At 72.0% G+C, this 24285-nt stretch carries 22 protein-coding genes; 15 read left to right on the top strand and 7 right to left on the bottom strand.

Annotated features, from left to right (window positions below):
• Positions 1-148 precede the first annotated feature (148 nt).
• The 8 genes from ACZ7HT_RS05685 to ACZ7HT_RS05650 all read left to right on the top strand — a co-directional run bounded on the left by ACZ7HT_RS05685 (position 149) and on the right by ACZ7HT_RS05650 (position 7823).
• The gene (locus ACZ7HT_RS05685; protein ID WP_132916198.1) at positions 149-826 is read left to right on the top strand and encodes a CBS domain-containing protein; all 678 of its coding nucleotides are present in this window, start codon (positions 149-151) and stop codon (positions 824-826) included.
• Positions 823-2625: an acetate--CoA ligase gene (gene acsA / locus ACZ7HT_RS05680; protein WP_471160225.1), complete on the top strand. Its 1803-nt coding sequence runs from the start codon at positions 823-825 to the stop codon at positions 2623-2625. The genes ACZ7HT_RS05685 and acsA overlap by 4 nt, the downstream gene beginning before the upstream one ends.
• On the top strand, positions 2625-3689 hold the full coding sequence (gene pdhA / locus ACZ7HT_RS05675) for a pyruvate dehydrogenase (acetyl-transferring) E1 component subunit alpha (RefSeq protein WP_471160223.1): 1065 nt from the start codon (positions 2625-2627) through the stop codon (positions 3687-3689). The genes acsA and pdhA overlap by 1 nt, the downstream gene beginning before the upstream one ends.
• A complete protein-coding gene (locus tag ACZ7HT_RS05670; protein ID WP_471160221.1) occupies positions 3686-4696 on the top strand; it encodes an alpha-ketoacid dehydrogenase subunit beta in 1011 nt (336 codons plus the stop codon). Before pdhA ends, ACZ7HT_RS05670 begins: the two co-directional genes overlap by 4 nt.
• A gap of 1 nt (position 4697) precedes the next feature.
• Positions 4698-5951 (top strand): 2-oxo acid dehydrogenase subunit E2, encoded by a 1254-nt coding sequence (locus ACZ7HT_RS05665; RefSeq protein ID WP_471160218.1) that lies wholly within the window; start codon positions 4698-4700, stop codon positions 5949-5951.
• 71 nt (positions 5952-6022) lie between these two features.
• Positions 6023-6292: a phosphopantetheine-binding protein gene (locus tag ACZ7HT_RS05660; RefSeq protein ID WP_132916194.1), complete on the top strand. Its 270-nt coding sequence runs from the start codon at positions 6023-6025 to the stop codon at positions 6290-6292.
• Positions 6292-6972: a CBS domain-containing protein gene (locus ACZ7HT_RS05655; protein WP_471160214.1), complete on the top strand. Its 681-nt coding sequence runs from the start codon at positions 6292-6294 to the stop codon at positions 6970-6972. Before ACZ7HT_RS05660 ends, ACZ7HT_RS05655 begins: the two co-directional genes overlap by 1 nt.
• Positions 6969-7823 carry a universal stress protein gene (locus tag ACZ7HT_RS05650; protein WP_471160212.1) on the top strand — a complete coding sequence of 285 codons (855 nt, stop codon included), beginning with the start codon at positions 6969-6971 and terminating at the stop codon, positions 7821-7823. Before ACZ7HT_RS05655 ends, ACZ7HT_RS05650 begins: the two co-directional genes overlap by 4 nt.
• On the opposite strand, the gene fdhF is transcribed toward ACZ7HT_RS05650, so the two are convergent.
• The 3 genes from fdhF to ACZ7HT_RS05635 are packed head-to-tail and all read right to left on the bottom strand — an operon-like array spanning position 7794 to position 12513.
• The gene (gene fdhF / locus ACZ7HT_RS05645) at positions 7794-10529 is read right to left on the bottom strand and encodes a formate dehydrogenase subunit alpha (RefSeq protein ID WP_471160209.1); all 2736 of its coding nucleotides are present in this window, start codon (positions 10527-10529) and stop codon (positions 7794-7796) included. The two genes, ACZ7HT_RS05650 and fdhF, sit on opposite strands and share 30 nt — an antisense overlap.
• Complete coding sequence (locus ACZ7HT_RS05640; RefSeq protein WP_471160206.1) at positions 10526-12211, bottom strand: NADH-ubiquinone oxidoreductase-F iron-sulfur binding region domain-containing protein; 1686 nt, start codon at positions 12209-12211, stop codon at positions 10526-10528. The genes fdhF and ACZ7HT_RS05640 overlap by 4 nt, the downstream gene beginning before the upstream one ends.
• A gap of 44 nt (positions 12212-12255) precedes the next feature.
• A complete protein-coding gene (locus tag ACZ7HT_RS05635; RefSeq protein ID WP_184931966.1) occupies positions 12256-12513 on the bottom strand; it encodes an SHOCT domain-containing protein in 258 nt (85 codons plus the stop codon).
• Between the two features lie 292 nt (positions 12514-12805).
• On the opposite strand from ACZ7HT_RS05635, the gene ACZ7HT_RS05630 reads away from it, so the two are divergent.
• The 3 genes from ACZ7HT_RS05630 to ACZ7HT_RS05620 all read left to right on the top strand — a co-directional run bounded on the left by ACZ7HT_RS05630 (position 12806) and on the right by ACZ7HT_RS05620 (position 17803).
• A complete protein-coding gene (locus tag ACZ7HT_RS05630) occupies positions 12806-13966 on the top strand; it encodes an MFS transporter (protein WP_221518488.1) in 1161 nt (386 codons plus the stop codon).
• Positions 13967-14117: 151 nt separating this feature from the next.
• On the top strand, positions 14118-14864 hold the full coding sequence (locus ACZ7HT_RS05625) for an ABC transporter ATP-binding protein (RefSeq protein ID WP_246532743.1): 747 nt from the start codon (positions 14118-14120) through the stop codon (positions 14862-14864).
• Positions 14865-14866: 2 nt separating this feature from the next.
• Positions 14867-17803: an FtsX-like permease family protein gene (locus ACZ7HT_RS05620; RefSeq protein WP_471160201.1), complete on the top strand. Its 2937-nt coding sequence runs from the start codon at positions 14867-14869 to the stop codon at positions 17801-17803.
• 86 nt (positions 17804-17889) lie between these two features.
• On the opposite strand, the gene ACZ7HT_RS05615 is transcribed toward ACZ7HT_RS05620, so the two are convergent.
• From ACZ7HT_RS05615 to ACZ7HT_RS05600, 4 genes are all read right to left on the bottom strand, one after another.
• Positions 17890-18408 carry a flavodoxin domain-containing protein gene (locus ACZ7HT_RS05615; RefSeq protein ID WP_132916188.1) on the bottom strand — a complete coding sequence of 173 codons (519 nt, stop codon included), beginning with the start codon at positions 18406-18408 and terminating at the stop codon, positions 17890-17892.
• Between the two features lie 6 nt (positions 18409-18414).
• Positions 18415-18747, bottom strand: a complete 333-nt coding sequence (locus ACZ7HT_RS05610; protein ID WP_184931904.1) for a GYD domain-containing protein — start codon at positions 18745-18747, stop codon at positions 18415-18417.
• A 373-nt stretch (positions 18748-19120) separates the two neighbouring features.
• Positions 19121-20623: a sensor histidine kinase gene (locus ACZ7HT_RS05605; protein WP_471160196.1), complete on the bottom strand. Its 1503-nt coding sequence runs from the start codon at positions 20621-20623 to the stop codon at positions 19121-19123.
• Positions 20620-21357 carry a response regulator transcription factor gene (locus tag ACZ7HT_RS05600; RefSeq protein ID WP_471160193.1) on the bottom strand — a complete coding sequence of 246 codons (738 nt, stop codon included), beginning with the start codon at positions 21355-21357 and terminating at the stop codon, positions 20620-20622. The genes ACZ7HT_RS05605 and ACZ7HT_RS05600 overlap by 4 nt, the downstream gene beginning before the upstream one ends.
• A gap of 230 nt (positions 21358-21587) precedes the next feature.
• On the opposite strand from ACZ7HT_RS05600, the gene ACZ7HT_RS05595 reads away from it, so the two are divergent.
• Genes ACZ7HT_RS05595 through ACZ7HT_RS05580 form a run of 4 tightly spaced genes read left to right on the top strand, consistent with a single transcriptional unit; the run spans position 21588 to position 24198 of the window.
• Positions 21588-22958 carry a ferredoxin reductase family protein gene (locus tag ACZ7HT_RS05595; RefSeq protein ID WP_467458080.1) on the top strand — a complete coding sequence of 457 codons (1371 nt, stop codon included), beginning with the start codon at positions 21588-21590 and terminating at the stop codon, positions 22956-22958.
• A gap of 55 nt (positions 22959-23013) precedes the next feature.
• On the top strand, positions 23014-23424 hold the full coding sequence (locus ACZ7HT_RS05590; protein ID WP_471160189.1) for an FMN-binding protein: 411 nt from the start codon (positions 23014-23016) through the stop codon (positions 23422-23424).
• Entirely contained in the window at positions 23417-23602 is a 186-nt protein-coding gene (locus ACZ7HT_RS05585; RefSeq protein ID WP_471160186.1) for a hypothetical protein, read from the top strand. Before ACZ7HT_RS05590 ends, ACZ7HT_RS05585 begins: the two co-directional genes overlap by 8 nt.
• Positions 23599-24198 (top strand): FAD:protein FMN transferase, encoded by a 600-nt coding sequence (locus ACZ7HT_RS05580; RefSeq protein WP_471160184.1) that lies wholly within the window; start codon positions 23599-23601, stop codon positions 24196-24198. Before ACZ7HT_RS05585 ends, ACZ7HT_RS05580 begins: the two co-directional genes overlap by 4 nt.
• Positions 24199-24285 lie beyond the last annotated feature (87 nt).

The following is a 24285-nucleotide window of genomic DNA, read 5'->3' as shown; positions in this document are numbered from 1 at the left end:
CTCACGCCTTCCACCATGCGTCCCGATCGGCCGCTCGTCATGGGACCGACCGTCCCGGAAGGGGACCATTCGGCACTGCCCGCGGGCCGGTTCCGCGCAGCAGGGTGAGATCTACCGGGGCCGCCTCGTCCCGTGAAGGAGGACCGTCATGCAGCACCGTACGGTTTTCGAGGTGATGACCCACAACGTGGTCACCGCCGCCCCCCAGACCCCGTTCAAGCAGATCGCCCGGCTCTTCGCCGAACACGACGTCTCCGCGGTCCCGGTCGTCGACCCCGACCGACGCCTGCTCGGCGTGGTCTCGGAGGCCGACCTGCTGCGGGCCACCGCCGAGCTCCCCGACCTGGAGGGCCGTGCGACGGGCGTCCGACTCCTGTCCCAGGAGCGAGGGATGCCCGATGCGGAGACGGCCGCCCAGCTGATGACCTCGCCGGCCATCACAGCACAGCCGAACTGGAATCTCGTCGAGACGGCCCGGACGATGCACCGCAAGGGAGTCAAGCGGCTTCCCGTCATCGACGAGACCGGTCGGCTCGTCGGGATCATCAGTCGCAGCGACCTGCTGCGGCCCTTCCTGCGCAGTGACACCGCGATCCGTGACGAGATCGAGCACGACGTCCTGGCCGACACTCTGCGCCTCGCTCCCGACACCATCCGTGTGACTGTCGACGACGGAGTCGTCAGGCTCACGGGTCGCGTCGACGAACGCGCCGACGTCCGCGTGATCGTGCGGCTCTGCCGCTCGGTCGACGGAGTGGTCGCCCTGCACGAATCGATCGAGTACGCCTACGACAATCTCGCGCTCGACGTGGAGCCACCGCGATGAACGCTCTGTGGGTGGCGCCGGTCATGCCCGACTACGACAGTGCCCGGGCCACGTTCTCCTGGCGACGCGAGCGGTCCCGGCTCGCCGGGCTTCCGGACGGCGGCATCAACATCGGATACGAGGCGGTCGACCGGCACCTGCGTGAGGGCCACGGCGATCGCGCTGCGCTGCGCTGCGTCGGCCGCGACGGCTCCGTGGCGACGGTGACCTTCGCCCGGCTCGCGGCCGAGAGCTCCCGCTTCGCGCACGTGCTGGAGACGCTCGGCCTGGAACGCGGCGAGCGGGTGTTCACCCTGCTCGGCCGCCGCTTCGAGCTGTACAGCACCGTCCTCGGAACGCTGCGTGCCGGGCGAATCCTGTGCCCCCTGTTCACCGCCTTCGGTCCCGAACCCGTCGCACTGCGCATGGAGTTGGGCAACGCCCGGGCTCTGGTCACGACCTGGGAGCTGTACGAGCGCAAAGTGGCCCCGGTACGGCCCCGGCTTCCGCACCTACGACACGTCCTGCTCCTCGACCCCGGGGCCGACCCGCCTCCGGGCACCCTCTCGTTCCCCGCGCTCACGGACGCCGCGCCGGACGAGTACACGGTGCAGCCGACCGATCCGGCGGAGCCGGCGCTGCTGCACTTCACCAGCGGCACGACAGGCACCCCCAAAGGCGCGGTACACGTGCACGAGGCGGTCCTCGCCCATCACGTGACCGCCGCCTACGCCCTGGACCTGCACGAAGGCGACGTCTTCTGGTGCACCGCCGACCCCGGCTGGGTCACCGGCATGTCGTACGGCATCATCGCCCCGCTCACCCACGGCGTGACGACCGTCGTCGACGAAGGAGACTTCGCCCCCGCCCGCTGGTACGGGATCCTCGCCGACCAGCACGTCACCGTCTGGTACACGGCTCCCACCGCGCTCCGCATGCTCATGCGGGCCGCACCGCGCAGCGGCGACCCCATACCCGCCGCGCGCCACGACCTGTCGTCGCTCCGGTTCGTCGCGAGCGTCGGCGAGCCGCTCAATCCCGAGGCCGTGCACTGGGGCCGGGAGGCACTCGGGCTTCCGGTCCACGACACGTGGTGGCAGACCGAGACCGGCGCCATCATGATCGCCAATTTCGCGGCCGATCCGGTGCGGACAGGTTCGATGGGCCGACCGCTTCCGGGCGTCGAGGCAGCAGTACTGGCGTGCGGCGAGGACGGCCGGGCGTCGGTCACCGGCGGGCACGTCCAGATCCTTGAGGAGCCGGGCGCTCAGGGCGAGCTCGCCCTGCGGGCGGGCTGGCCGTCGATGTTCCGCGGCTACCTCCACGAACCGGGCCGTTACGAGGCGTGCTTCGCGGACGGGTGGTACCTGACCGGCGACCTGGTCAGCCGCGACGCCGACGGCTGGTACTGGTTCGTGGGCCGCGCCGACGACGTCATCAAGTCCGCGGGGCACCTCATCGGGCCGTTCGAGGTGGAGAACGCCCTCATGGAGCATCCGGCCGTCGCCGAGGCCGGTGTCATCGGCCGCCCTGACGAGCTGGCGGGCACGATCGTCAAGGCGTTCGTGCTGCCGCGCCCCGAGTATCCGCCCGACCCCGAACTGCGGCGGGACGTCCTGGCGTTCGCCCGTCGGCGCCTCGGGCCGGCTGTCGCCCCTCGCGAGATCGAGTTCGTCGAGGACCTGCCCCACACCCGTAGCGGAAAGGTGATGCGCCGCCTGCTGCGGGCCCGCGAACTGGGCCTGCCCGAGGGCGATGTGTCGACGCTGGAGACACCCGAACCGGCGGGAACGGCCAGGCCCTCAGGGAAGGAGCCGTGATGGCCACCGCACAGGGCGGCACGTCCGCCAGGACATCGCAGACGAAGCGGCCCCGTCGCGCTCGGGGACCCTCGACGCCCGCCCTCGCCCCTCCGGCAACCCACGACCTGGACCTGCTGCGGCAGATGCTGCTCATCCGACGCTTCGAGGAGCGGTGCGTCGAGCTGTACAGCGCGGCAGCGATCCGCGGCTTCGTCCACCTCTACATCGGTGAGGAGGCGGTCGCCGTCGGTGTCCACCAGACGCTCTCCGAGCAGGATGCGGTCGTCTCCACGTACCGCGAACACGGCCACGCGCTGGCCCGTGGGGTACCGCCCGAGGCCGTGATGGCGGAGATGTACGGGAAGGCCACCGGGTGCAGCCACGGCCGCGGCGGCTCCATGCACCTCTTCGACGCCGGCCGCCGCTTCTACGGCGGCAACGCCATCGTGGGCGGCGGACTGCCGCTCGCGGCGGGGCTGGCACTCGCCGACCGGATGCGCGGCGATTCCAGAGTGACCTGCTGCTTCTTCGGTGACGGAGCCTTCGCCGAGGGCGAGTTCCACGAGACCGCCAACCTGGCGGAGCTCTGGGGGCTGCCCGTGCTCTTCGTCTGCGAGAACAACCTGTACGCGATGGGGACGGCACTCGCCCGCGAACACGCCCAGACGGACCTGGCGATGAGGGCGGCGTCGTACGGCATGGCGGCCTGGGCCGTCGACGGCATGGACGTACATGCCGTGGAGAAGGCGGCACGCGGAGCGGTCGAGTCGATTCGGGCGGGCAGCGGACCGCACTTCCTGGAGATGCGGACGTATCGATTTCGCGCGCACTCGATGTACGACCCGGACCGGTACCGGCCGAAGGACGAAATCGAGGAGTGGAGGAAGCACGACCCCGTCACGGGACTCGCCGAAGGCATGCGCAAGGCCGGTTTCCTCGACGCGGACGCCCAAGAGGCCCTGGACCACGAGGTCATGGACGCGATCGAACGAGCTGTCCGCGCGGCCGAACAGGCCCCCGAGGAGTCGGCCGAAGACCTGCTGCTCCATGTCACCGGCCAACATCAGGAGGTTCCGTCATGAGCACGCGTACACGACCTCGGGCGCATCCCGACGACGGCACCACCACCTACAGGGAGGCCCTTCGGGAGGGCCTGCGCGAGGCGTTGACCTCGGACGACCGGGTCTTCCTGATGGGCGAGGACGTGGGCCGCTACGGCGGATGCTTCGGCGTGAGCCTCGGCCTCCTGGAGGAGTTCGGCCCCGATCGTGTCCGCGACACCCCTCTCTCGGAGTCCGCGTTCGTCGGAGCAGGGATCGGCGCCGCACTGGCAGGGATGAGGCCGGTCGTGGAGATCATGACGGTGAACTTCAGCCTGCTGGCACTCGACCAGATCCTCAACAACGCCGCCACCCTGCGGCACATGTCCGGCGGACAGCTCGGCGTGCCGCTGGTGATCCGCATGACGACGGGCGCGGGACGGCAGCTGGCCGCTCAGCACTCCCACAGCCTCGAGGGCTGGTACGCCCACATTCCCGGCCTCCGTGTCCTAGCGCCGGCCACGATCGACGACGCCCGCCATCTGCTGTCCGCCGCGCTGGCCGACCCAGACCCGGTGCTGCTCTTCGAACACGGCAGCCTCTACAACGCGGCTGGCACGCTCGATCCGGCCGTCCACGAGGTCGACCTGGACCGTGCGGCCGTCCGCCGCGCGGGTGACGACGTCACCGTCGTCGCGTACGGCGGTTGCGTGCCCAAGGCCCTCGAAGCCGCAGAGGAACTGGCGGGCGCGGGGATCACCGCGGAAGTCGTCGACCTGCGGTCGCTGCGGCCTCTGGACGACGCCACGATCGTCGGCTCGGTCCGGCGGACCCACCGGGCCGTCGTGGTCGACGAGGGCTGGCGCAGCGGCAGTCTGTCCGCCGAAATCGAGTCACGCATCTGCGAGCAGGCGTTCTTCAACCTCGACGCACCCGTCGAGCGGGTGTGCAGCGCGGAGGTCCCCATCCCCTACGCCCGCCGGCTGGAGGAGGCGGCACTCCCCCAGCCCGCAGGAATCGTGGCGGCGGCCCGCCGGGCGGTGAGCTGAGATGGCCGAGTTCACGATGCCCGCGCTCGGCGCCGACATGGACGAGGGCATGCTCTCCGAGTGGCTGGTGCACCCGGGTGACCGCGTGACGCGCGGCGACGTCATCGCGGTGGTCGAGACCGCCAAGTCCGCGATCGAGGTGGAGTGCTTCCACAGCGGCACGGTCGAGGCTCTCCTGGTGGACGAGGGCACCACAGTGCCGGTGGGCACGCCGCTGGCACGCATCGGCACGACCTCCGAAAGCCCGTCGGCCGAAATCAGTCCGGCTGAGAGCCGACCGCCCGAAAGTCCACCTGCCGAAAGCCCGCCGCCATCGACACCCCTGGTCCGCCGACTCGCCCAGGATCTGCACGTCGACCTCACTGTCGTCCATGGTTCGGGCCCGGGAGGCAGGATCACTCGCGCGGACGTGGAGCACGCGGAACCGGCACCAGCGCGCGACAAGACCGTGCCAACGACACGGCCGGTGAAGCCGGTGCGCGGCGACGACTGGGCCAAGGAGCGTCCCGCTCCGCTGCGTGTGAAGGCTTCTCCGCTCGCCCGGCGGCTGGCCACCGAGGTTGGCGTCGACCTCGCCGATGTGACCGGCACTGGTCGGGATGGCACCATCCGTGCGGATGACGTCCGTTCCGCCGCGGCCGCCGAGGGCGCGCAGCGGCCGGCCGTCCCGGACATGGCGCGGGCGGCCACGGCCCGGCTCATGAGCCGATCCAAGCGGGAGATCCCGCACTTCTACCTCGCCACGACCGTGGACATGGCAGCGGCCTTGGAATGGATGCACGCCCGCAACCGCGAACTGTCGCTCTCCGCACGGCTGGTGCCCGCAGCACTCACGTTCAAGGCCGTCGCGCTGGCGGCACGGAAAGTGCCCGCGTTGAACGGGCACTGGGTCGACGACGGCTTCGTCCCTGCGGTCGAGGTACGGCTGGGCGTCGCGGTCTCCCTGCGGGGCGGCGGCCTCGTCGCACCCGCCCTCGCCCACGCCGACACACTCTCCGTGACCGAGGTGATGGCCGCACTCAAGGACCTGGTGGCACGGGCACGGGGCGGCCGACTCCGGGCGTCCGAGACCGTCGACCCCAGCCTCACCGTCACCAACCTCGGCGACCAGGGCGTCGAGGCCGTGTTCGGCGTCGTCTACCCGCCGCAAGTCGCACTCGTCGGCCTGGGCAGGATCGTCGAGCGGCCCGTGGCCGTGAACGGCCTGCTGGGAGTACGTCCCGTGCTGACGGCGACGCTGTCCGCCGATCACTGAGCCGCCGACGGCGCCACCGGCGCGCGTCTCCTGACCGCCCTGGACCGGCTCCTGCAACACCCGGAGGAACTGTGAACCACGACCAAGCGAAGGCGTTCGTTCGGCAAGCCGTGCAGCGTGTCGTCCCCGGCGCCGACTTCACAGGACTCGATCCCGGCGTGTCCCTGCGGGACACCTTCGAGATGGATTCGCTGGACTTCCTTGAGTTCGTGGAAGCGCTCGCCGAACTCAGTGGGAGGGAACTCACCGAGGACGACTATGCGGCCCTCGTCACCTGGGACGGCTGCGCCGCTCGCCTGGTGGCCGGAGCGGGTGCGTCCGCGCAGGGAAGGAGCGGGTGATGCGACACCGCAGGATCGACAAGCTGATGACCCGTGAGGTGGTGAGCATCCGCGGCGACGCGCCGTTCAAGGAGATCGTGCGGGTGCTGTCGCAGCACCGAGTCACCGCGCTGCCGGTGGTGGACGGAGAGAACCGGGTGATCGGAGTCGTGTCGGAGGGCGATCTGATGCGGAAGACGGCCGACCAGGCCACCACCCCGGGAGACATGCCGGGCGTGCCGGGTCTCGAGGCGTGGGAGCGGGCGAAGGCCGAGGGAACGCGCGCGGAGGAGCTGATGTCCGCACCCGCCGTGTGCGCCCGCCCCGACTGGACCGTGGCTGAGGCGGCCCGGCTCATGGAGGTCCAAGGGATCAAGCGGCTCGTCGTCGTCGACGACGAGGACCGCCTGGTAGGCATCGTGAGCCGCCGCGACCTCCTGAGCATCTTCCTCCGCCAGGACGACGACATCCGCCAGGAGATCGTCGAGGACGTGCTCGGTGCCACTCTGCGTCTCGACCCGACCTTGATCGCGGTCGACGTGCGAGAGGGGCGTGTCGACCTCACCGGGAAGCTGCGCTTCCGCGGCATGATCCCGGCCGTCGTGCGCATGTGCGCGACGGTCGACGGAGTGGTCTCGGTCTCCGCGACCCGTCTCGCCTACGACATCGACGACACCGCACAAGGAGGTGGACGATCATGACGCAGGGGATCGTGGTCGGTCTGGACGGTACGGATCAGGCGAACGCCGCCGCGCAGTGGGCGGCGGAGGAGGCGGTGCTGCGCGGCACCGGGGTGGACCTGGTGCATGTGAAGGAGACGTCGCCGGATGTCCTCCTCCCGTTCGCGGCGCGAGAGCCCGACGAGCCGTGGGCGGAGGATCTGCTCGCCCGCACGGCGGCCGGCCTGCGCGAACGTCATCCGGATCTGTCGGTGACCACCCGGCTGTTGCCGTCGGAGCCTGTGGCGAGACTGGTCGCCGTGGCCGAGGAGAGCGACCTGCTCGTCCTCGGCTCCCGCGCCCTGGGCGGTACGACCGGATACCTGATCGGCTCGGTCGGGATGTCGGTCGCCGGTCTCGTCGAACGGCCCGTCGTCCTCGTACGGGCCCTCGACACGTCACCTCCGCAAGGAACCGTCGTGGTCGGCGTCGACCTCCGGCAACCCGTGGACACCGTTCTGGGATTCGCCTTCGAGGAGGCGGCACGGCGTCTCGCCCGCGTGCAGGTCGTCTACGCGCAGCAGTTGCCTGTGTACGCGACGCTCGGCCCCGCCATGGTCCCGGACGTCCGGCTCACCGTCGCCCCCGAGATCCAGCGTTCGCTCGACGATCTCCTCGAACCCTGGCGAACGAAGTTCCCCGACGTGATGGCGACCGGGCGAGTGACGACCGGCTCGGCCGGCCAGGAGCTGGTGCACACCGCCTCGGACGCGGCTCTTGTGGTGGTCGGTAGACGCACCCGGGGTTCGACGCTGGGTGCACGCATCGGCAGTGTGGCCCACGCGGTGCTGCACCACAGTCGGTCACCGGTCGCCCTCGTCCCCCACGGCTGACCTCGGGGCCGCCGAGTCGCGGGACGAAGCCGGCCGCAGCCGGACCGCCGTGACCTTGTACTCCGGACACGAGGTCACGGTGTCGACGTGCTCCGAGGTGAGGGAGTTGACGCCGCTGGCCGGGAAGTGGAAGGCGCAGAAGACCTGCCCCGGAGCGAGTTCCGTGCCGACGCGGGCGACGAGTCGCGCCTGTCCGTGGCGGCTCTCGACGGTGACAGGGGTGCCGTCCCGCAGTCCGTAGCGTGCGGCGTCCTCGGGATGCAGGTCCAGGCGGTCGTACGCGTCGAGAAGAAGGTTGCCGCCGCGCCGGGTCATGCTTCCGGAGTTGTAGTGGGCCCAGCGGCGCCCCGTGACGAGCACCAGCGGATAGTCCTGGTCCGGCTCCTCGCCGGGCGGCAGGTAGGGGGCCGCCGACAGGTGCGCGCGCCCGTCGGGGGTAGCGAACTCCGTGCCGTACAAGGTGCGTTCGCCCGGCTGGTCCGGTGCGGGGCAGGGCCAGGGCACGGCCCCCTCCCGGTCGATCCGCTCGTGCGAGAGACCGGCGAAGAGAGGCGTCACACGTCCGCACTCGGCGAGAGCCGCCGCCGGGGTGGGGCACCCCAGGTCGGCACCGAGGGCCTCGGCGACGGCGTGCACGACCCGGAAGTCGGGGCGCGCTGTTCCAGGCGGGTTCACCGCCTGCCGTACGCGCTGGAAGCGGCGGTCGAAGTTGACGAAGGTCCCGTCCTTCTCCAGCCACGAGGCCACGGGCAGGACGACGTCCGCGTGCCGGGCGGTCTCGCTGAGGAAGAGCTCGCTGACGACGACGAGCGGGCAGGCGTCGAGGGCCTCCGCGACCCGTCGGCTGTCGGGATCGGTCGCACACACGTCCTCGCCTATGACCCACAGCGCCCGCAGCCGGCCCTCCCGGGCCGCCACGAACATCTCGGGAATGCGCATACCCGGCCGTTCGGGGACCGGTCGACCCCACACCGCCTCGGCACGGGCGCGGGCCTCCGGGGCGGTGACAGGGCCATAGCCCGGCAGCAGGTCGGGCAGGGCGCCCATGTCGGACGCGCCTTGCACGTTGTTCTGGCCGCGCAGGGGGCTGATGCCGAACCCGCGGCCGGTGCCTCCGACGGCGCCGCGCAGGATGGGGAGGTTGGCCAGGGTCCGGACGCCGTCGGTGCCGTGCAGGTGCTCGGTGACCCCGAGGCCATACAGGACCGCCGGCCGCTCCGCGCGGCCGTAGAGCCGAGCGGCCTTCCTGATGTCGTCGGCGGGGACGCCGGTGATCTCGGCGACCCGCTCGGGCGGGTAGTCGGCCAGCAGGTCGGTGAGTTCGTCCAGTCCGGTGGCGCGTTCGCGGAGGAAACCCGGGTCGGTCATGCCTTCGTCGACGAGGACGTGGGCCAGGCCGTGGAAGAGCGCGACGTTCGTACCGGGGCGCGGACGCAGGTGCAGGTCGGCATGGCGGGCGAGACCCACGGCGCGGGGGTCGGCCACGATCAGGGAGGCGCCTGAGAGTGCCCGCTGGAGGAGGCGGGCGCCGACGACGGGGTGGGCTTCGACGGGGTTGGCGCCGACGACCAGGAGGCAGTCGGCGGTCTCGACGTCGTCGAAGGGGTCGGTGCCGCCGGCGCGTCCGAAAGACGCGGTGAGTCCCGCGGCGGAAGGGGCGTGGCAGAGGCGTGAGCAGTTGTCGACGTTGTTGGTGCCGATGACGGTCCGCAGGAACTTCTGGACGAGGTAGTTCTCCTCGTTGGTGGCACGGGCGGAGGAGATCGCGGCGACCGCGTCGGGGCCGCCGTCACGGACGGCCGCGCGCAGGCCGTCGGCGATCCGGTCCACGGCCTCCGCCCAGCTCGCGGGCCGCAGGACCCCGTTCTCACGGAGCAGGGGCTCGGTGAGGCGCTCGGCGGAGCCGAGGTATCCGTACGCGAAGCGGCCCTTGACGCAGGCATGGCCCCGGTTGACGGGGCCGTCCCCGGCGGGAAGCACGGCGGCGACGCGGTCCTCGCGGACGACGACGTCGAGGGTGCAGCCGACTCCGCAGTAGCCGCAGGTGGTGCGCACGCGGTCTGTGGGTGTCTGTCGCGAGGTGAGGCCCTGACCGGGCCCGGGCTGGGTGATCGCCCCCGTCGGGCAGGTGTCGACGCAGCCACCGCAGGCCACGCAGTCGGAGGCGGCCCAGGGGCCGCCGGTTCCCGGGGCGACGACCGTGTCGGCACCGCGCCCGGTGAGGGTGAGCGCGAACGTGCCCTGGACGTCGGAGCACATCCGTACGCAGCGCCCGCACGCGATGCACAGGTCCCGGTCGAGATGAACGTACGGGTGGCTCTCGTCCCGCCCGCGCGCGGGGTCACCCGCCGCCGTGTCCGCCGGGATTCCCAAGGCCCGGCACGCCTCGGCCAGTTCACTGTGCGCGCTGTCGGCGAGCGCGCGCGGCGGGAGCGCCGAGGCGATCAGGGCGACCGCGTCCCGGCGCAGGTTCCGCAGGCCCTCGTCGGCAGTGTCGACGGTGAGGTCCGCAGTCGCGGGTGTGACGCAGGCGGCGACGGTCCGGCCGTCGGTGCGGACCAGGCAGGTCCGACAGGAGCCGGCCGGCCGGAGGCGGTCGTCGTGGCAGAGGGCAGGCAGGTCGGTTCCGGTGGCACGCACGGCGTCGAGCAGTGAGGCCCCGGCGGGCAGTTCGACCGGAACACCGTCGATCTGGAGCCGGGTCATCGGTCCCATCCTTCCAGGACCGGCCCGAAGGCGCGGGCGAGGCTGCCGACGGCGGCGGGGACACGTCGGCCGAAGGCACAGAGGCTCGCCTCCCTCATCAGCCGTGCCAATCGCTCGTAGGTCTCCCCCGGCCCGCCCGTGCCCTGCGCGAGTTCACGTCCTCGCCCGGTGCCGATCCGGCAGGGCGAGCAGGCACCGCAGCTCTCGCCGGCGGCGAACTCCCAGATGTGCCTGAGGAGTTCGCGCGGATCGGTGTCTGCGTCGAAGGCGACCATGCCGCCGTGGCCGAGGGCGGCGCCGTGCGCGGCGAGTTCGGCCGTGGTGAGCGGGACGTCGAGGGCGGTCCCGGCGAGGAAGCCGCCGAGCGGGCCGCCGATCTGGAGGGCCACGAGCTGACGCCCGTCCTTGAGACCACCGCCGAACCGGGTGACGATCTCGCCCACGGAAGTGCCGAGTTCGACCTCGTAGGCCCCGGGCCGGGCGAAGCGTTCGGACAGGCACACCAGTTTCGTGCCGGTCTCGTCCGGTACGCCGCGTCGGGCATAGGACGCTCCGCCGTGGGCGACGATCCAGGGCACGGCTGCCAGCGTCTCCACGTTGTTGACCACGGTCGGTCTGTCCCACAGGCCGTGGTCCGTGGGGTAGGGGGGCCGGGGGCGCGCACAGCCGCGAGCGCCTTCGAGGCGGGCGATGAGGGCGGTCTCCTCACCGGAGACGTAGGAACCCGCTCCTTCGACGACCTCGACGAACGGCCGCGGGCCGGCCGCCCCGACCGAAGGAGCCAGGTCGCCCGCCTCCGTCGCGCGTTCCACCGCCCGGCGCAGCCGGGCCATGGCCCTCGGATACTCGGAGCGCACCAGGACGATCCCGCGCCCGGCGCCGCAGGCGAAGCAGGCCAGCGCGAGTCCCGCGAGGGCGCGCTCGGGGTCCTCCTCCATGAGCAGCCGGTCGGCGTACGAGCCGGGGTCGCCCTCGTCCCCGTTGGCGATGACGACCGTGCCCGGCTTCCCCGCCGCCGCGGCCCACTTGTCGGCCACCGGGAATCCGGCGCCGCCGCGCCCGCGGAGTCCCGAGGCGGCGGTCTCCTGCCGTACGTCGTCGGGCCGCAGTCCGGCCACCGCCCGGCGCCACACGTCCCAGGCGTCCTGCCCTCCCACGATCCCGGCGAGCAGGACGGGCGCCCCGGTGGTGTCGGCCACGGGGATGCCCGGCGCGCGCGGTTCCGTCCGCCCGCCGAGTTGGTCGGCCAGGTCCGGGCCCGTGCGAGGCAGGGTGCCGTCGAGAGCAGCGGGGCCCGCGTAGCAGTAGCCGAGACAGTGCACGGTCTGCAGCGAGGTCGAACCCGCCTCGTCGACCGTGCCCGCCACCACGCCGAGAGCGCGCTCCACCTCCGCCAGATGCTCCCCGCGCCGCGCGGCGAAGCACGCCGTCGCAGTGCACACCCGCACATGCCGCTCGCCGCGCGGGGTGGCGAGATCGGCGAAGAAGGTGGCGGGGCCGAGCCCCGCGGCGGCCGGGAGTCCGGCTGCCTCCGCAACCTGGGGCGCCCATGCCCCGGGCTCCTCCGGGGTGCCCGTTCTGGCGCGCTCCAGCGCGGCCGGCAGCAGCCCTGCGTGCCGAGCGGTCAGCTCACGGAGCGCGTCGGGGCGTCGGCCCGGCTCCCCGGGCATCCGACCGGCCATGGTCCCAGGGTGACCGGCCGCGCCCGCGCCCGCATCCCGACCGGTCACTGTCCGCCGCTGCGCAAAGCGGTCAGGCGCCGGCGGTACTCCTCCTCGTCGATCTCACCGCGCGCCAGTCGCTCGCCCAGGATCTGCTCGGCCGACGCCGCTGGGCCGAAACCCCGAGGCCGTTCCGCGGCGCGGTCCAGTGAGCGGAAGAGCATCACCGCGGCGGTGATGAGCAGCCCCCAGAAGAGAACCATCCCGGCCGACATGGCGAACCATCCCCATCCATTCATGCCGTCGCCGTACCAGAACATCATCGCCACTCACACTCCCGATGGCGGACCGGCAGGAGCTGGACACTCCTGCCTGCGGCCTGTCCGTCACTCCCACCGTGCCCGGCCCAGGACTCCCCGCACAGGGCCGACCGGCCCATGTCGTGGGGCCGCACGGTCACGGAAGGGAACGAGTGGCCCCTGGGACCGAGATCCTGGCGGCCGGAGTGTGGGAAGCGGCAGGGCACACGCCGCCCACGCGGATCACTGCCGGGAGGTCACGATGGTCCGGAACACGGGGAGCCGACCGGTTGCGGACGCGCCGCAACCGTGGCAGATGCTGATCCTCGCCACCACCGGGTTCGCGCTCTGCTTCTGGGCGTGGGCCCTGCTGGCCCCTCTCGGCCCGCGGCTCCGGGACGACCTCGCCCTCAGTTCGTTCGAGCAGTCGCTGGTGGTCGCCGTGCCCGTGGTGGTCGGCGCGCTCGGCCGGATCCCGGCGGGGGCGCTGACGGACCGGTGGGGGGCACGCCGGGTCTTCCCCCTCGTCGCGGCCCTGACGATCCTGCCCGTGCTGTATCTGGGCCACCTGGCCGACTCGCTGGCCGAGGTGCTCGTAGGCGGCTTCCTCCTCGGGCTCGGGGGTACGGCCTTCGCCGTCGGCGTACCGTTTGTCAACGCCTGGTACCCACCCGCACGGCGGGGTGTCGCCCTCGGAATCTTCGGCATCGGCACTGGTGGTACGGCCCTGTCGGCGTTCACCACCGTCCAGCTCGCCGACGCCGTCGGGCGCGCCTTCCCCTTCGATCTCGTGGCCGGCTGCCTCGCCGTGTACGCCGTGGTGGCCCGGTTCCTGCTCCGCGACCGTCCGGGACGCGCGACCGCAACGGGGTCGATGGTGTCACGCACGGCGCTGGCCATGCGGACGCCGGCCACCTGGCAGCTGGCGTTCCTGTACGCCGTGTCCTTCGGAGGGTTCGTCGCGTTCAGCGTCTACCTCCCGACCTACCTCACCCGGGCCTACGAGCTCGGCCGCTCCGACGCGGCACTGCGGACGGCGGGATTCGTCGTCCTCGCCGTGGCGATGCGGCCGGTGGGCGGCTGGCTCTCGGACCGTACTCACCCCGTCCCCGTACTGACTGTTTCGTACGGTGTCGTTTCGGCGTGCGCCTTGGTCGCGGCGTTCGAGGCGGGCCTGGTCCCGGTGGGAACGGCGGCCTTCTTCGGCATGGCCGCCGGCCTGGGAGCCGGGTCCGGGGCCGTCTTCGCGCTCGTCGCACGTCTGGTTCCGGCCGAGCGGGTCGGCTCGGTGACCGGAGTGGTCGGTGCGGCGGGTGGTCTCGGAGGCTTCTTCCCGCCCCTCGTGATGGGAGCGGTCGACAGCGTCGCCCACGACTACACGTGGGGGTTCGTCCTCCTCGCCGTCACCGCGACGGCCGCGGGCAGCCTGGCCGCCACCGCTGTCCGTAGACGCGCCCGAGCCGCCGCAGACGTCTGACGGCGGATGCCTGCCCGCGCCAACGGACAGCGCCGATGGACAGCGTCGGCAGACCGCTCGAAGCGGCCCTCCCGGCGCCTCGGCGATTGGGCCCTTCGGCCCCTTGTCGGGCCTGGGTGGCCGTAGCGCAGCGCTTCCTCCGGAGGTTGGGATGGAGACCATGAACACCGACCGGGCACTCCTCGTCGCCACCGGGGTACGCAAGATCTACCGGACGGGCTCCGTCGCGGTCACCGCCCTGCTCGACCTGGACCTCCTCGTACGCCACGGCGAGATGGTCGGGGTCATGGGTCCGTCCGGTTCCGGAAAGACCACGCTGCTGAACTGTCTCTCGGGACTCGACGACATCGACGGCGGTCGGGTGGAGGTCGACGGTCACGACCTGTTCGCCATGTCGGACGCCGCGCGCACGGAGCACCGGGCCCACACCATGGGCTTCGTCTTCCAAGCGTTCAACCTCATCCCCGTCTTCTCCGCCGTGGAGAACGTCGAACTGCCCCTGCTGCTCGTGGGCACCCGGCCGCGCGAGGCGCGCCGCAGAGCCCTGGAGATGCTCGACCGGGTGGGCCTCGGCCACCGGGTCGAGCACCGGCCGAGCGAGATGTCCGGCGGTGAACAGCAGCGGGTGACCATCGCCCGCGCCCTCGCCGGACGTCCGGCCATCGTCTGGGCGGACGAACCGACGGGCAACCTGGACAGCGCGATGGCAGACCAGGTCATGGACCTGCTGTGCGAGCTCAACCAGGACGAGGGCCAGACGATCGTCCTGGTCACGCACGACAGCGCCATCGGCGCGCGTGTCCCCCGGCTGATCCGGATGCGCGACGGGCAACTGGTCGACGACGTCCGCCAGGCCGTCACCGCTCCGGCCGCGATCCGTGACTTCCCCATGGGCTGACCATGTACCCGAACCTCCTCGTCCCGTTGCTCAGCGCCCTCGTGCTCGCCCTCGCGGCCCTGGTGCTGGTGGCCGTCCGGCAGCCGGTGTCACGACGGCTGGCCTTCCGGCAGGTCGCCCGCCGGCGCACCGAGGCAGTGCTGGTGATCGGCGGGTCGATGCTCGGCACGGCCATCGTCATCGGCGCCCTGGTCGTCGGCGACACCTTGAACTTCTCCGTACGACAGGAGGCGTACCGCACTCTGGGGCCGGTGGACGAGCGTGTCGTCGCACCCCCTGGACCGACCGGTCGCGTCGTCACGGAACGACTGGCCGGCCTGGTCGGCGATCCCGATGTCGACGGTGTTCTGAATGCCGGGGCCGCGCAGGCATCGGCCGTCAGCGGTGCCGGTGGCCGCAAGGTCGCCGAGCCGCGCGTCCTGGCCTGGCAGATGGACTTCGACGAGGCATCGCGGTTCGGCGCGGCAGGGGGCGACTCCGGTCTCGGCGGACCAAACCCGAAGCCCGGCCAGGTCGTGGTCAACGAGCCGCTGGCGCGGTCCCTGAGCGTGGGAGCCGGTGACCCGATCACGGTGTACCTGTTCGGGGCACCGCAGACGTACCGGGTCGAGCGTGTGGTCCCAGAGCAGGGTCTTGCCGGTGTGGGCCTCGGCGGCAGACTGAACCGCGACGTCTTCCTGCCGCCGCAGGCCCTGAACTCCGCCGCCCGGGCCGCCGGAACGGAGCCGCGCTCGGTCACCTTCGTGTCCAACCGAGGCGGCGTCGAGAGCGGCGAAGCCCTGACCGACCGCGTGACCACCGACATCCGGCAGGCTCTGGGACCGCTCGCCGACCAGACGGCGATCGACACTCCGAAGCACACCGTGCTGCGGGACGCCAAGCAGGCCGGGGACTCCCTCGGAGCCCTGTTCCTCATGATCGGCAGCTTCAGCATCATCGCGGGCGCCCTGCTGCTGGTGAACATCTTCGTGATGCTCGGCGAGGAGCGGAAATCCCAGATGGGCATGGTGCGGGCCGTCGGGATGAAGCGCTCGCGCCTCGTCGGGTCCTTCACCCTCGAAGGGGCGACGTACGCGTTGCTGTCGGCGCTGCCGGGCGTGGCCATCGGGGTCGCCGTCGGCTGGGGCGTCGCCGTGGTGGCGGCGCAGATCTTCCAGGGCTGGTCCGTCGGCGGAAGCAGCATCCGCATCGCTTTCGCGATCACTCCTACCAGCGTCCTCAACGGACTGGCCATGGGCCTGCTCATCGCCTTCGCCGCGATCCTCGCGACCAGCGTGCGGATCAGCAGGTTCAACATCATCGCCGCCATCCGCGACCTCCCCGCCACACCCGGACAGCGTCCACGCCGCCGTCTGCTTGCGGTCTCCACCACCCTGGCCGTCCTCTGCGCGCTCGTGGCCGTCCCGGCCGTGGCGCGCAGCCAGCCCGACGCGACGTACCTCGTGCCGGCGCTCGCCCTCGCCTTCGCCACTCCGGCGCTGCTGCGCGTCCTCCCCCGTCATGCGGTCACCACCCTGGTCGCAGGAGCCGTTCTCTCCTGGACGCTCCTGGCGCCCGTCGTACGCCCCCGGATCTTCGACACGCCGTCGATGTCCGTGTACGTCATCCAGGGCGCCCTGGCCGCCTTCTCCGCGGTGGTGCTGGTCAGCGACAACCAGAAGACCCTGCTCCGCCCCGTACGGCGGCTCCTCCAGCGCCCTACGGAAGGCGGCCTCGCGGCGCGGCTCGCGGTCGCGTACCCCTTGGCCAAGCGCTTCAGGACCGGCGCGACGCTGGTGATGTACACGCTGATCGTGTTCGTCCTGGTGCTCCTGACGGAAATCTCGGGCATTCTCCGCGCCGGCGTCGACGGCGTCGTCGCCGACGCCACCGCCGGATACTCCCTGCGACTGGACTACAACCCCGAGGTCGCGGGCGATCGACTCGTCTCCGATCTGCGCGGCGGCCCGTCGGCCGCCGGGATCTCCGCCGTGACACCGTTGCTCAACGCCACCGGGCGGGCCACCGATCCGGGTGGTCGCGGCCCTCAGCCTCTGGACACCGCCGTCGTCGGCGTACCCGACGGGGCGATCTCCGGCATCACGTTCCGCGAGCGGCTGCCTGGCCTGGCCGACGACCCCGCGGTATGGCGGGCTCTCGCCTCCGACCCCCGCTACGTCGTTCTCGACGGCTTCTTCGGCAGCACCGGCGGCCCGGTCGGCGACTACTACGACCCCGGGGACACCCTCACCCTGACGGATCCCCGGACGGGCCGCAGCGAACAGAAGGTCATCGCCGGCGTGCTCAGCAACGGCATGGTCTTCTACCCTGGCACGGGCGCGAGTTCGACCACCTACCCGGTCGTGATGAGCGAGCAGGCCACGCACGAACTCTTCGGCAGCCAGGCACAGAACGCCTCCGCACTGGTGAGAACCAGCCCTGGCACCGCACCCGACACGTTGGCGACCCAACTGCAGGGCGAGCAGCTCTCCTCCAGCCTGGTCGCCACGCCCATCGAGTCGGACATCCGCCGCCAGTTCGACTCCAGCACCGCCTTCTTCCGCCTCATGCAGGGCTTCCTCGTCCTCGGCCTCGGCGTGGGCATCACCGGCCTCGGTGTCGTCATGGTCCGAGCCGTACGCGAACGCCGCCGCACCATCGGAATCCTCCGGGCCCTCGGCTTCCGGGCACGGACCGTCCAGCGGTCCTTCCTGTGGGAGAGCACCTTCGTGGCGGTGGAGGGAATCGTGCTCGGATCCCTGCTGGGCGTGCTGACGACCTGGCTGATGTACCAGAACAGCGCCGCATTCGAGGGCCTCGAAGGAGGGTTCCCCGTCGAATGGGCCAGCGTCGGCGGCCTGGCGGCAGCCACCTTCGTCGCGTCGCTCCTGGCCACGATCGGACCAGCACGGCGCGCGGCCGCCATCCGCCCGGCCCTCGCGGTCCGCGTCACCGAATGACGGGCAACCCGGGACAGCTCATCTGGCCAACCCACTGGTGAGGCGCCGCCGTCACGAAATCCACTTCCCAGCGCACCGCCGCCTCGTCACGCGACGAGCTCCCGGGCGATGTCGTCCGCCCAGGCGTCGATCGCCGCCCAATCCCTGTGGTCCCCGTAACGGCAACCAAGCAACCGGAACAACAAGGCACCCTTCCGGTCGAGGTGCTCGCGCCGGATCACGCCCGAGAAGCGCCTATGGTCCCGAGGACGGACGACCTCGACGAGAGCAGAAATACGCGGCTGCACCTTGCGTTCGGCAAGTCGGCGTAACGGCCCGGGCAAAGCCGCGGCCATGCCGACGCTGAACATCCACGTCGGCTGATCGCCCATGCGATCAGCATTGCTCCTGACGAAGCCTTCCGCCGCTGGCAGCCAAGCGCCGTCATGGACCGCGCTGCCCAGCACAAGCGCTTCGCCCGGCGAAGGCCCCTGCCTATCAGAGGGCGCGGGCAGCGCCTGGATCTCCACATGGTGTCCGTTCAGGCGCAATCGCTCACCGATCCGGTCGGCGATCTCCTCCGTGGAGTGATGCTCGGACGCATAGAGCACCCGAACGGAGGCCACTGCAGCTCACCGCTCCGCGCCGGGAGCCCGGTACCGGACTTGCCCGGCTCTGCCCAGGGCATCCAGTGTTTCATCGACGGTCAGGAGAACGGTCGTCTCGAAAGAGCTGAGCGCGCCGCCCCCACTGATCGCCAGCCCAACCGCAGCCATGGACACGTTGTCCGGGGCCTCCCACAGGTTGTAGCCGTCATGCGTGCCGAAGGCGTACCAGAAGCCGTGGAGCTTCCCACCGACAGACTCGATGTACGACCGAGCGGCTTCTGCGCGGTCCTCGGGGTGCCCAATCAACCTCGCCCAGGTCTCCGGCGTGTAGCTGAACCTGGATAGATAAAGCGGCATCGGGTCTCTCCTTCGTTTCCCCCACCGATGCCCGCGCTGGGGTGGAGAGGCGTCGGATGTGGCCCGCAGATCCCCCGAACAGCCGGGCACGATGACCGGCACAGCCCACCCTCGGCGGTGAGCGTGCGGCCTGGTCCGTACGCAGAGGGTTTACGTTTTGGGCTGTGATGGAAGCGGTGGACGCCCCAGATTGCCGGCAGCGAAGACACCAACTGGTCGGGCTGGGTTGAACGTCCGCACCTCTGCAGCGCCCAGTGCAAACGGCGGCAGCTGCCGCCGGTGTTCGGTATCGCCTGGCCTACGGTCTACTGCACGGTGCTTGCGCCGAGAAAGCGGTGACAGACGATCGACTGATCACCACCCGAGGCACGCCCTAGGCTTCGCCACCGGAGGTGCCGTCGTCGTCACGCCGCGCCGGCAGCCGCAGGGTGAAGCGGGTGTGGCCGGGTCGGCTGGTGACCGTCGCCCGGCCGTCGTGGGCGCGGGTCACGGCGTCCACGATGGCGAGGCCGAGCCCGGTCGAACCGGTCGAGCGGGAGCGCGAGGAGTCGCCCCGGGTGAATCGCCGGAAGACGCCGGGCAGCAGTTCGGCGGGGATGCCGGGACCGTCGTCCGTGACGGTGAGGGTCACCCTCTCTGCGTCGGCGGCGAGGCCGACGGTGACCCGGGTACCGGGCGGTGTGTGACCGCCGGCGTTCGCAAGGAGGTTGCCGAGGACCTGGTGGAGGCGGTCGCCGTCGCCGGTGACGTGGACGGGTTCCTCGGGAAGGTCCAGCTCCCACAGGTGTCGGGGGTGCCGGGCGGTCGCGTCCGCCGCGGTGTCGAGAACGATGCGGGTCAGGTCCACGGCGTCTCGGCGCAGGCTACGTCCCGCGTCCAGCCGGGCCAGCAGCAGCAGTTCGTCCACCAGAAGGCTCATGCGGCGGGACTCGGCATCGATGCGTTCGAGCGCGTGCCGGACCTCGTCGGGCAAGGTGTCCCCGTGATGGCGCAGGGCGAGTTCGGCGCGGGCCCGCACTGTGGCCACGGGAGTGCGCAGCTCGTGTCCGGCATCGGCGGCGAAGGTGCGCAGCCGTTCCTCGACGACGTGGCGGCGGTCCAGGGCGTCGCCGACATGGCCGAGCATCCGGTTGAACGCACCGGTGAGCCGACCCACCTCGGTGTCTGGCCGGGTACCGGGCAGCGGCGGCGGCATGGCGACCTGCCCCGCGGCGAGCGGAAGTCGGGTCACCTCGTCGGCGGTCACGGCCAGGCGTTCGAGGGAGCGCAGAGAGAACCGGGTCCAGGCTGCGGTGATCACCCCGGCCGCGGTGAGGACAATCGCGAACACGACCGTCTCCACGACCGCGAGCCTCTCCACCGTCTCCTCGACGGGGTGCAGGGGCAGTCCCGACAGCAGGACGTCGCCGTCGTCGCCGCTCCAGGCGGCGACACGGTACGTCCCGAGGGACGCGAGGCGCACGGTACGGGGCCGGGCATCGGCGGGCACGGCGGCAAGCGCCCGCGCGTCATCGGCGGTCAAGGGCACCGTGACGTCGCTGGTGCCGCGCACCACGGCGGCCTGTGCGATCCGGCCCCGCAGCAGCCGGGCGCCGAGAGTCCCGTCGGCCTGCCCCCGGGTGTCGCCCCGGCCGTCGGCGTCGGGTCGGCCCTCGTGTTCGAGGCTGACGGCGAACCGGCCGCCGCTCGCCACGATCTGCTGGTCGAGCCGGCTGACCAGGAAGCTGCGCAGGCCGAGTACGGTGACCAGGCCGACGATGACGCAGGCGAGGGCGAGAAGCGCGACGAGCCCCGTGGTCAGCCGGGCCCGAAGGGAGTGCGGCAGGCGGGGGCGGACGCGCCACCCACGGACGCGTGACGGGCGCTGCGGGGTCATCGGCGCTCCAGGCGCAGCACGTAGCCGACGCCGCGCACGGTGTGGATGAGCGGTGGGCGGCCGACGTCGATCTTCTTGCGGAGATAGCTGATGTAGAGCTCGACGACATGGGCGCGGCCGCCGAAGTCGTACCGCCAGACGTGGTCCAGGATCTGCCGCTTGGACAGCACGCGGTGCGGATTGCGCAGCAGGAAGCGCAGCAGCTCGAACTCGGTGCGGGAGAGGTCGACGGGGACGCCGCCACGGGTGACCTCGTAACCCTCCTCGTCCATGACGAGGTCGGCGAGGGCCAGCCGAGGTCCACCGCCCTGTGCGGTCTCCGCGAGCCCTGCCCGGCGCAGCAGCCCCCTGAGCCGGGCCAGTACCTCTTCGAGGCTGAACGGCTTGGTGACGTAGTCGTCGGCGCCGGCGGTGATCCCGGCGATCCGGTCCTCGACGGTGTCGCGCGCGGTGAGAAAGAGGACGCACAGGGTGGGACGGGCCGCGCGCAGTCGGGCCAGCACGTGCGGGCCGTCGTGGTCCGGCAGCATCCAGTCCAGGACCACCGCGTCCGGGCCGAAGTCCTCGGCGGCCGCGGTCGCCTCGGCGGCCGTTCCCGCGGTGCGCACCTCCCAGCCTTCGGCGCGCAGGGCTGCGGCCAGCACCTCGGTGAGATCCTGCTCGTCGTCGACGACCAGCACCCTGGGCCGGGTGCCGTCGGGGCGGCGCACCTCGGTACGCGGCGATGGGTTCATGGTCCTTCCAGGATGCCGGACGGCGCGGGGCCGGAGGCCCGCCCTCACCTCTGAGTTTCCTCTGAACAGATTCTCACCGTCCGCCCGTGCCCCGTCGGGTCCGGCGCTGGTCCGGGGCCGGCGGACCGCTCGGTACGGGGTCCGGTTCAGAGGCTTCTCACAGGATCACGGACCACAGTGGGCGAGGCCCTGGCGCCCTGCCGGGCCACGGGATCGAAGGCGAGGGAGCGATGAGCACGGAAGTCGCACGGACGGTGCGGCCGGGAGGCCGGCGTCGCGCCGGCCGGGCCGCCCCCGGGTCCGCGACCGTCGCGGTGATTGCGGTCCAGGCGGCGATCTGGGCCGGTGCCACGGCGGTGCTCGCCCTGTGGTGGGTGGACACCGCCTCGGTGGTGGGGCCTGCGGGCTGGTTCACCGGCGCGGGCCGGATCACCGGCCTGCTCGCGGGATACGCCTGCGCGGTGCTGGTCGTCCTCATGGCACGGGTGCCGCTCCTGGACCGCACGCTGGGCACCGACCGGATGACGCGCTGGCACGCGGCGGCGGGCCGCTACACCATCGGGCTGACACTGGCCCACGCGGTGCTGATCATCGAAGGCTACGCGCTCACCGGCCGGACGGATCCGGTCACCGAGGGAGTCCGGGTGGTCCTGCACTACCCGGACATGCTCAAGACGACGGCCGCGTTGCTGCTCCTGCTGCTCACGGCGGTGGTCTCGGCGCGTGCCGCACGCCGCCGGTTGAGCCACGAGACCTGGTACTACCTGCACCTCCTCACGTACGCGGCGGTCTTCCTCGCCTTCGGGCACCAGATCACGAACGGTGCGGACTTCGACCGGCCGGCCGTGCGAGCCGCCTGGTACGTGCTGTACGCGGGGGCCGCCGCGCTGATCGTCTGGTTCCGGATGCTCACGCCGGTGCGGCTTTCGCGGCGACACGGACTGCGGGTCGCGGGCATCCGGCGGGAAGCCCCCGACGTGGTGTCGGTGCTGGTCACCGGCGATCGCATGGATGAACTCACCGTCCGGCCCGGGCAGTTCTTCCGCTGGCGGTTCCTGGCACCGGGGCTGTGGTGGACCGCGTCGCCGTACTCGGTGTCCGCCGTCCCCGACGGACGCAGCCTGCGCATCACCGTGAAGGCACTGGGCGGCCACAGCGCGGCGCTCGCCACTGTCCGTCCCGGCACCCGGGTGTGGGCCGAGGGCCCGTACGGCGCCCTCACCCCGGACCGCGCGGCGGGACGGCCCGCGCTGCTGCTCGCAGCCGGGGTGGGCATCACCCCACTGCGGGTGCTGTTCGAGACGCTGCCGAGGGACCCGGTGCTGATCCACTGGGCACGACGGCCCGAGGATCTGGTGCTCCGCCACGAGATCGACGCGATCGCGGCCCACCGAGGCGCGCGCGCCCACTACTCCGTGAGCCACCCGACGGGCTACCGCCTGCCGCTGGACGCCGCCACGCTGCGCGGCCTCGTCCCGGACGTGGCGGGGCGCGCCTGCTTCCTGTGCGGGCCGCCCAGCTGGACCGCGGCGGCGGAGGCGGCGCTGCGTGAGGCGGGGGTGCCCGCCCACCGGATCCACCACGAATCGTTCACGTGGTGAACCTGCCGGGGTCGACCCGAAACGCCCCCCTCCCACCGGCCCTGAGGAGGCCCCCATGCGCCGTCTTCTGCTCTCCACCGCGGTCACCGTGGCCGGAGTGTGCTCGCTGCTCGCCCTGAAACCGCACCAGCCGGCCGTCGCCGTTCCGACGCAGCCCGGTTCCGTCGGCACGACACCGGGCACCCCGCCCTCCGGCACGTACACCGGGGACGTCGTCGACACCCGGTACGGACCGGTGCAGGTGCGCGTCACGATCGCCGACGGACGGCTCACCGACGTCACCGCGGTCCGGACGCCGTCGGAGAATGAACGCGACCGGGAGATCGCCGGCTACGCAGTGCCGACGCTCACCGGCGAAGCCTTGACCGCGCAGAGCGCCCACATCGACACGGTGTCGGGTGCCACGTACACGAGCGAGGGCTACATCCAGTCCCTGCAAAGCGCGCTGGACCAGGCCCATGGATGACCGGACCGCGCCCGGGACGGCCCCTTGGCGGCACGCCGAACCGGTGATGGGCACCGTGGTCTCCTTCGCCCTGCGCCACCGGCGGACGCCGGAGCTGCGGACCGCGCTGGGCAAGGCCGTGGCGCTGCTGCACGAGGTCGACCGGGAGTTCTCCCCGTTTCGCCGGACAGCGCCGTGAGCCGACTGCGACGGGGCGAGTCGGGCCGGGCGGACACCACTCCCGCCGTACGGCGCGTGCTGGAGCTGTGCGACCTCGCGCACAGCCGTACCCGGGGCGCCTTCGACGCCTGGGCGGACGGCCGGCCCGATCCGTGCGGTCTGGTGAAGGGCTGGGCCGCCGAGCGGGCCTGGCGGGTGCTGCGGGAGGCAGGCGCCACCGACGCGTGCGTGAACGCGGGCGGTGACGTGCGGGTCGGCGGCGCACCAGGACCCGCAGGCACCTGGCGCATCGGGATCACCGACCCCCGGGTGCCCGGGCGGCTGCTGGCGGTGGTCGCGGGGCGAGACCTCGCGGTCGCCACCTCGGGCACGACCGAGCGCGGCGCGCACATCATCGACCCGCGCACCCGGACCCCGGCCACAGGGCTGCTGGGGGCGACCGTGACGGGCCCGGAACTGCTGTGGGCCGACGTCTACGCGACGGCGGCGATGGTCCTGGGGGCTCGCGAGGCCCATCGGTGGATCACCGCCTTGCCGGGGTACGCCCTCCTCACCGTCGCTGCGGACGGGGAAGTCCGGGCGTCCTCGGACTTCCCCTTCGCCCCGCTTGGGTAGGGGCTGGGCGTCACCACGAGACCGAACTGAAGGATTTCCGACGGTCCCTCAATGCCTGTCGTCCGCCCCCGGACGGATGCGTCGGGA

Source organism: Streptomyces sp. NPDC037410 (assembly GCF_055602235.1).
This window is presented reverse-complemented; position numbering and strand designations above follow the sequence as displayed.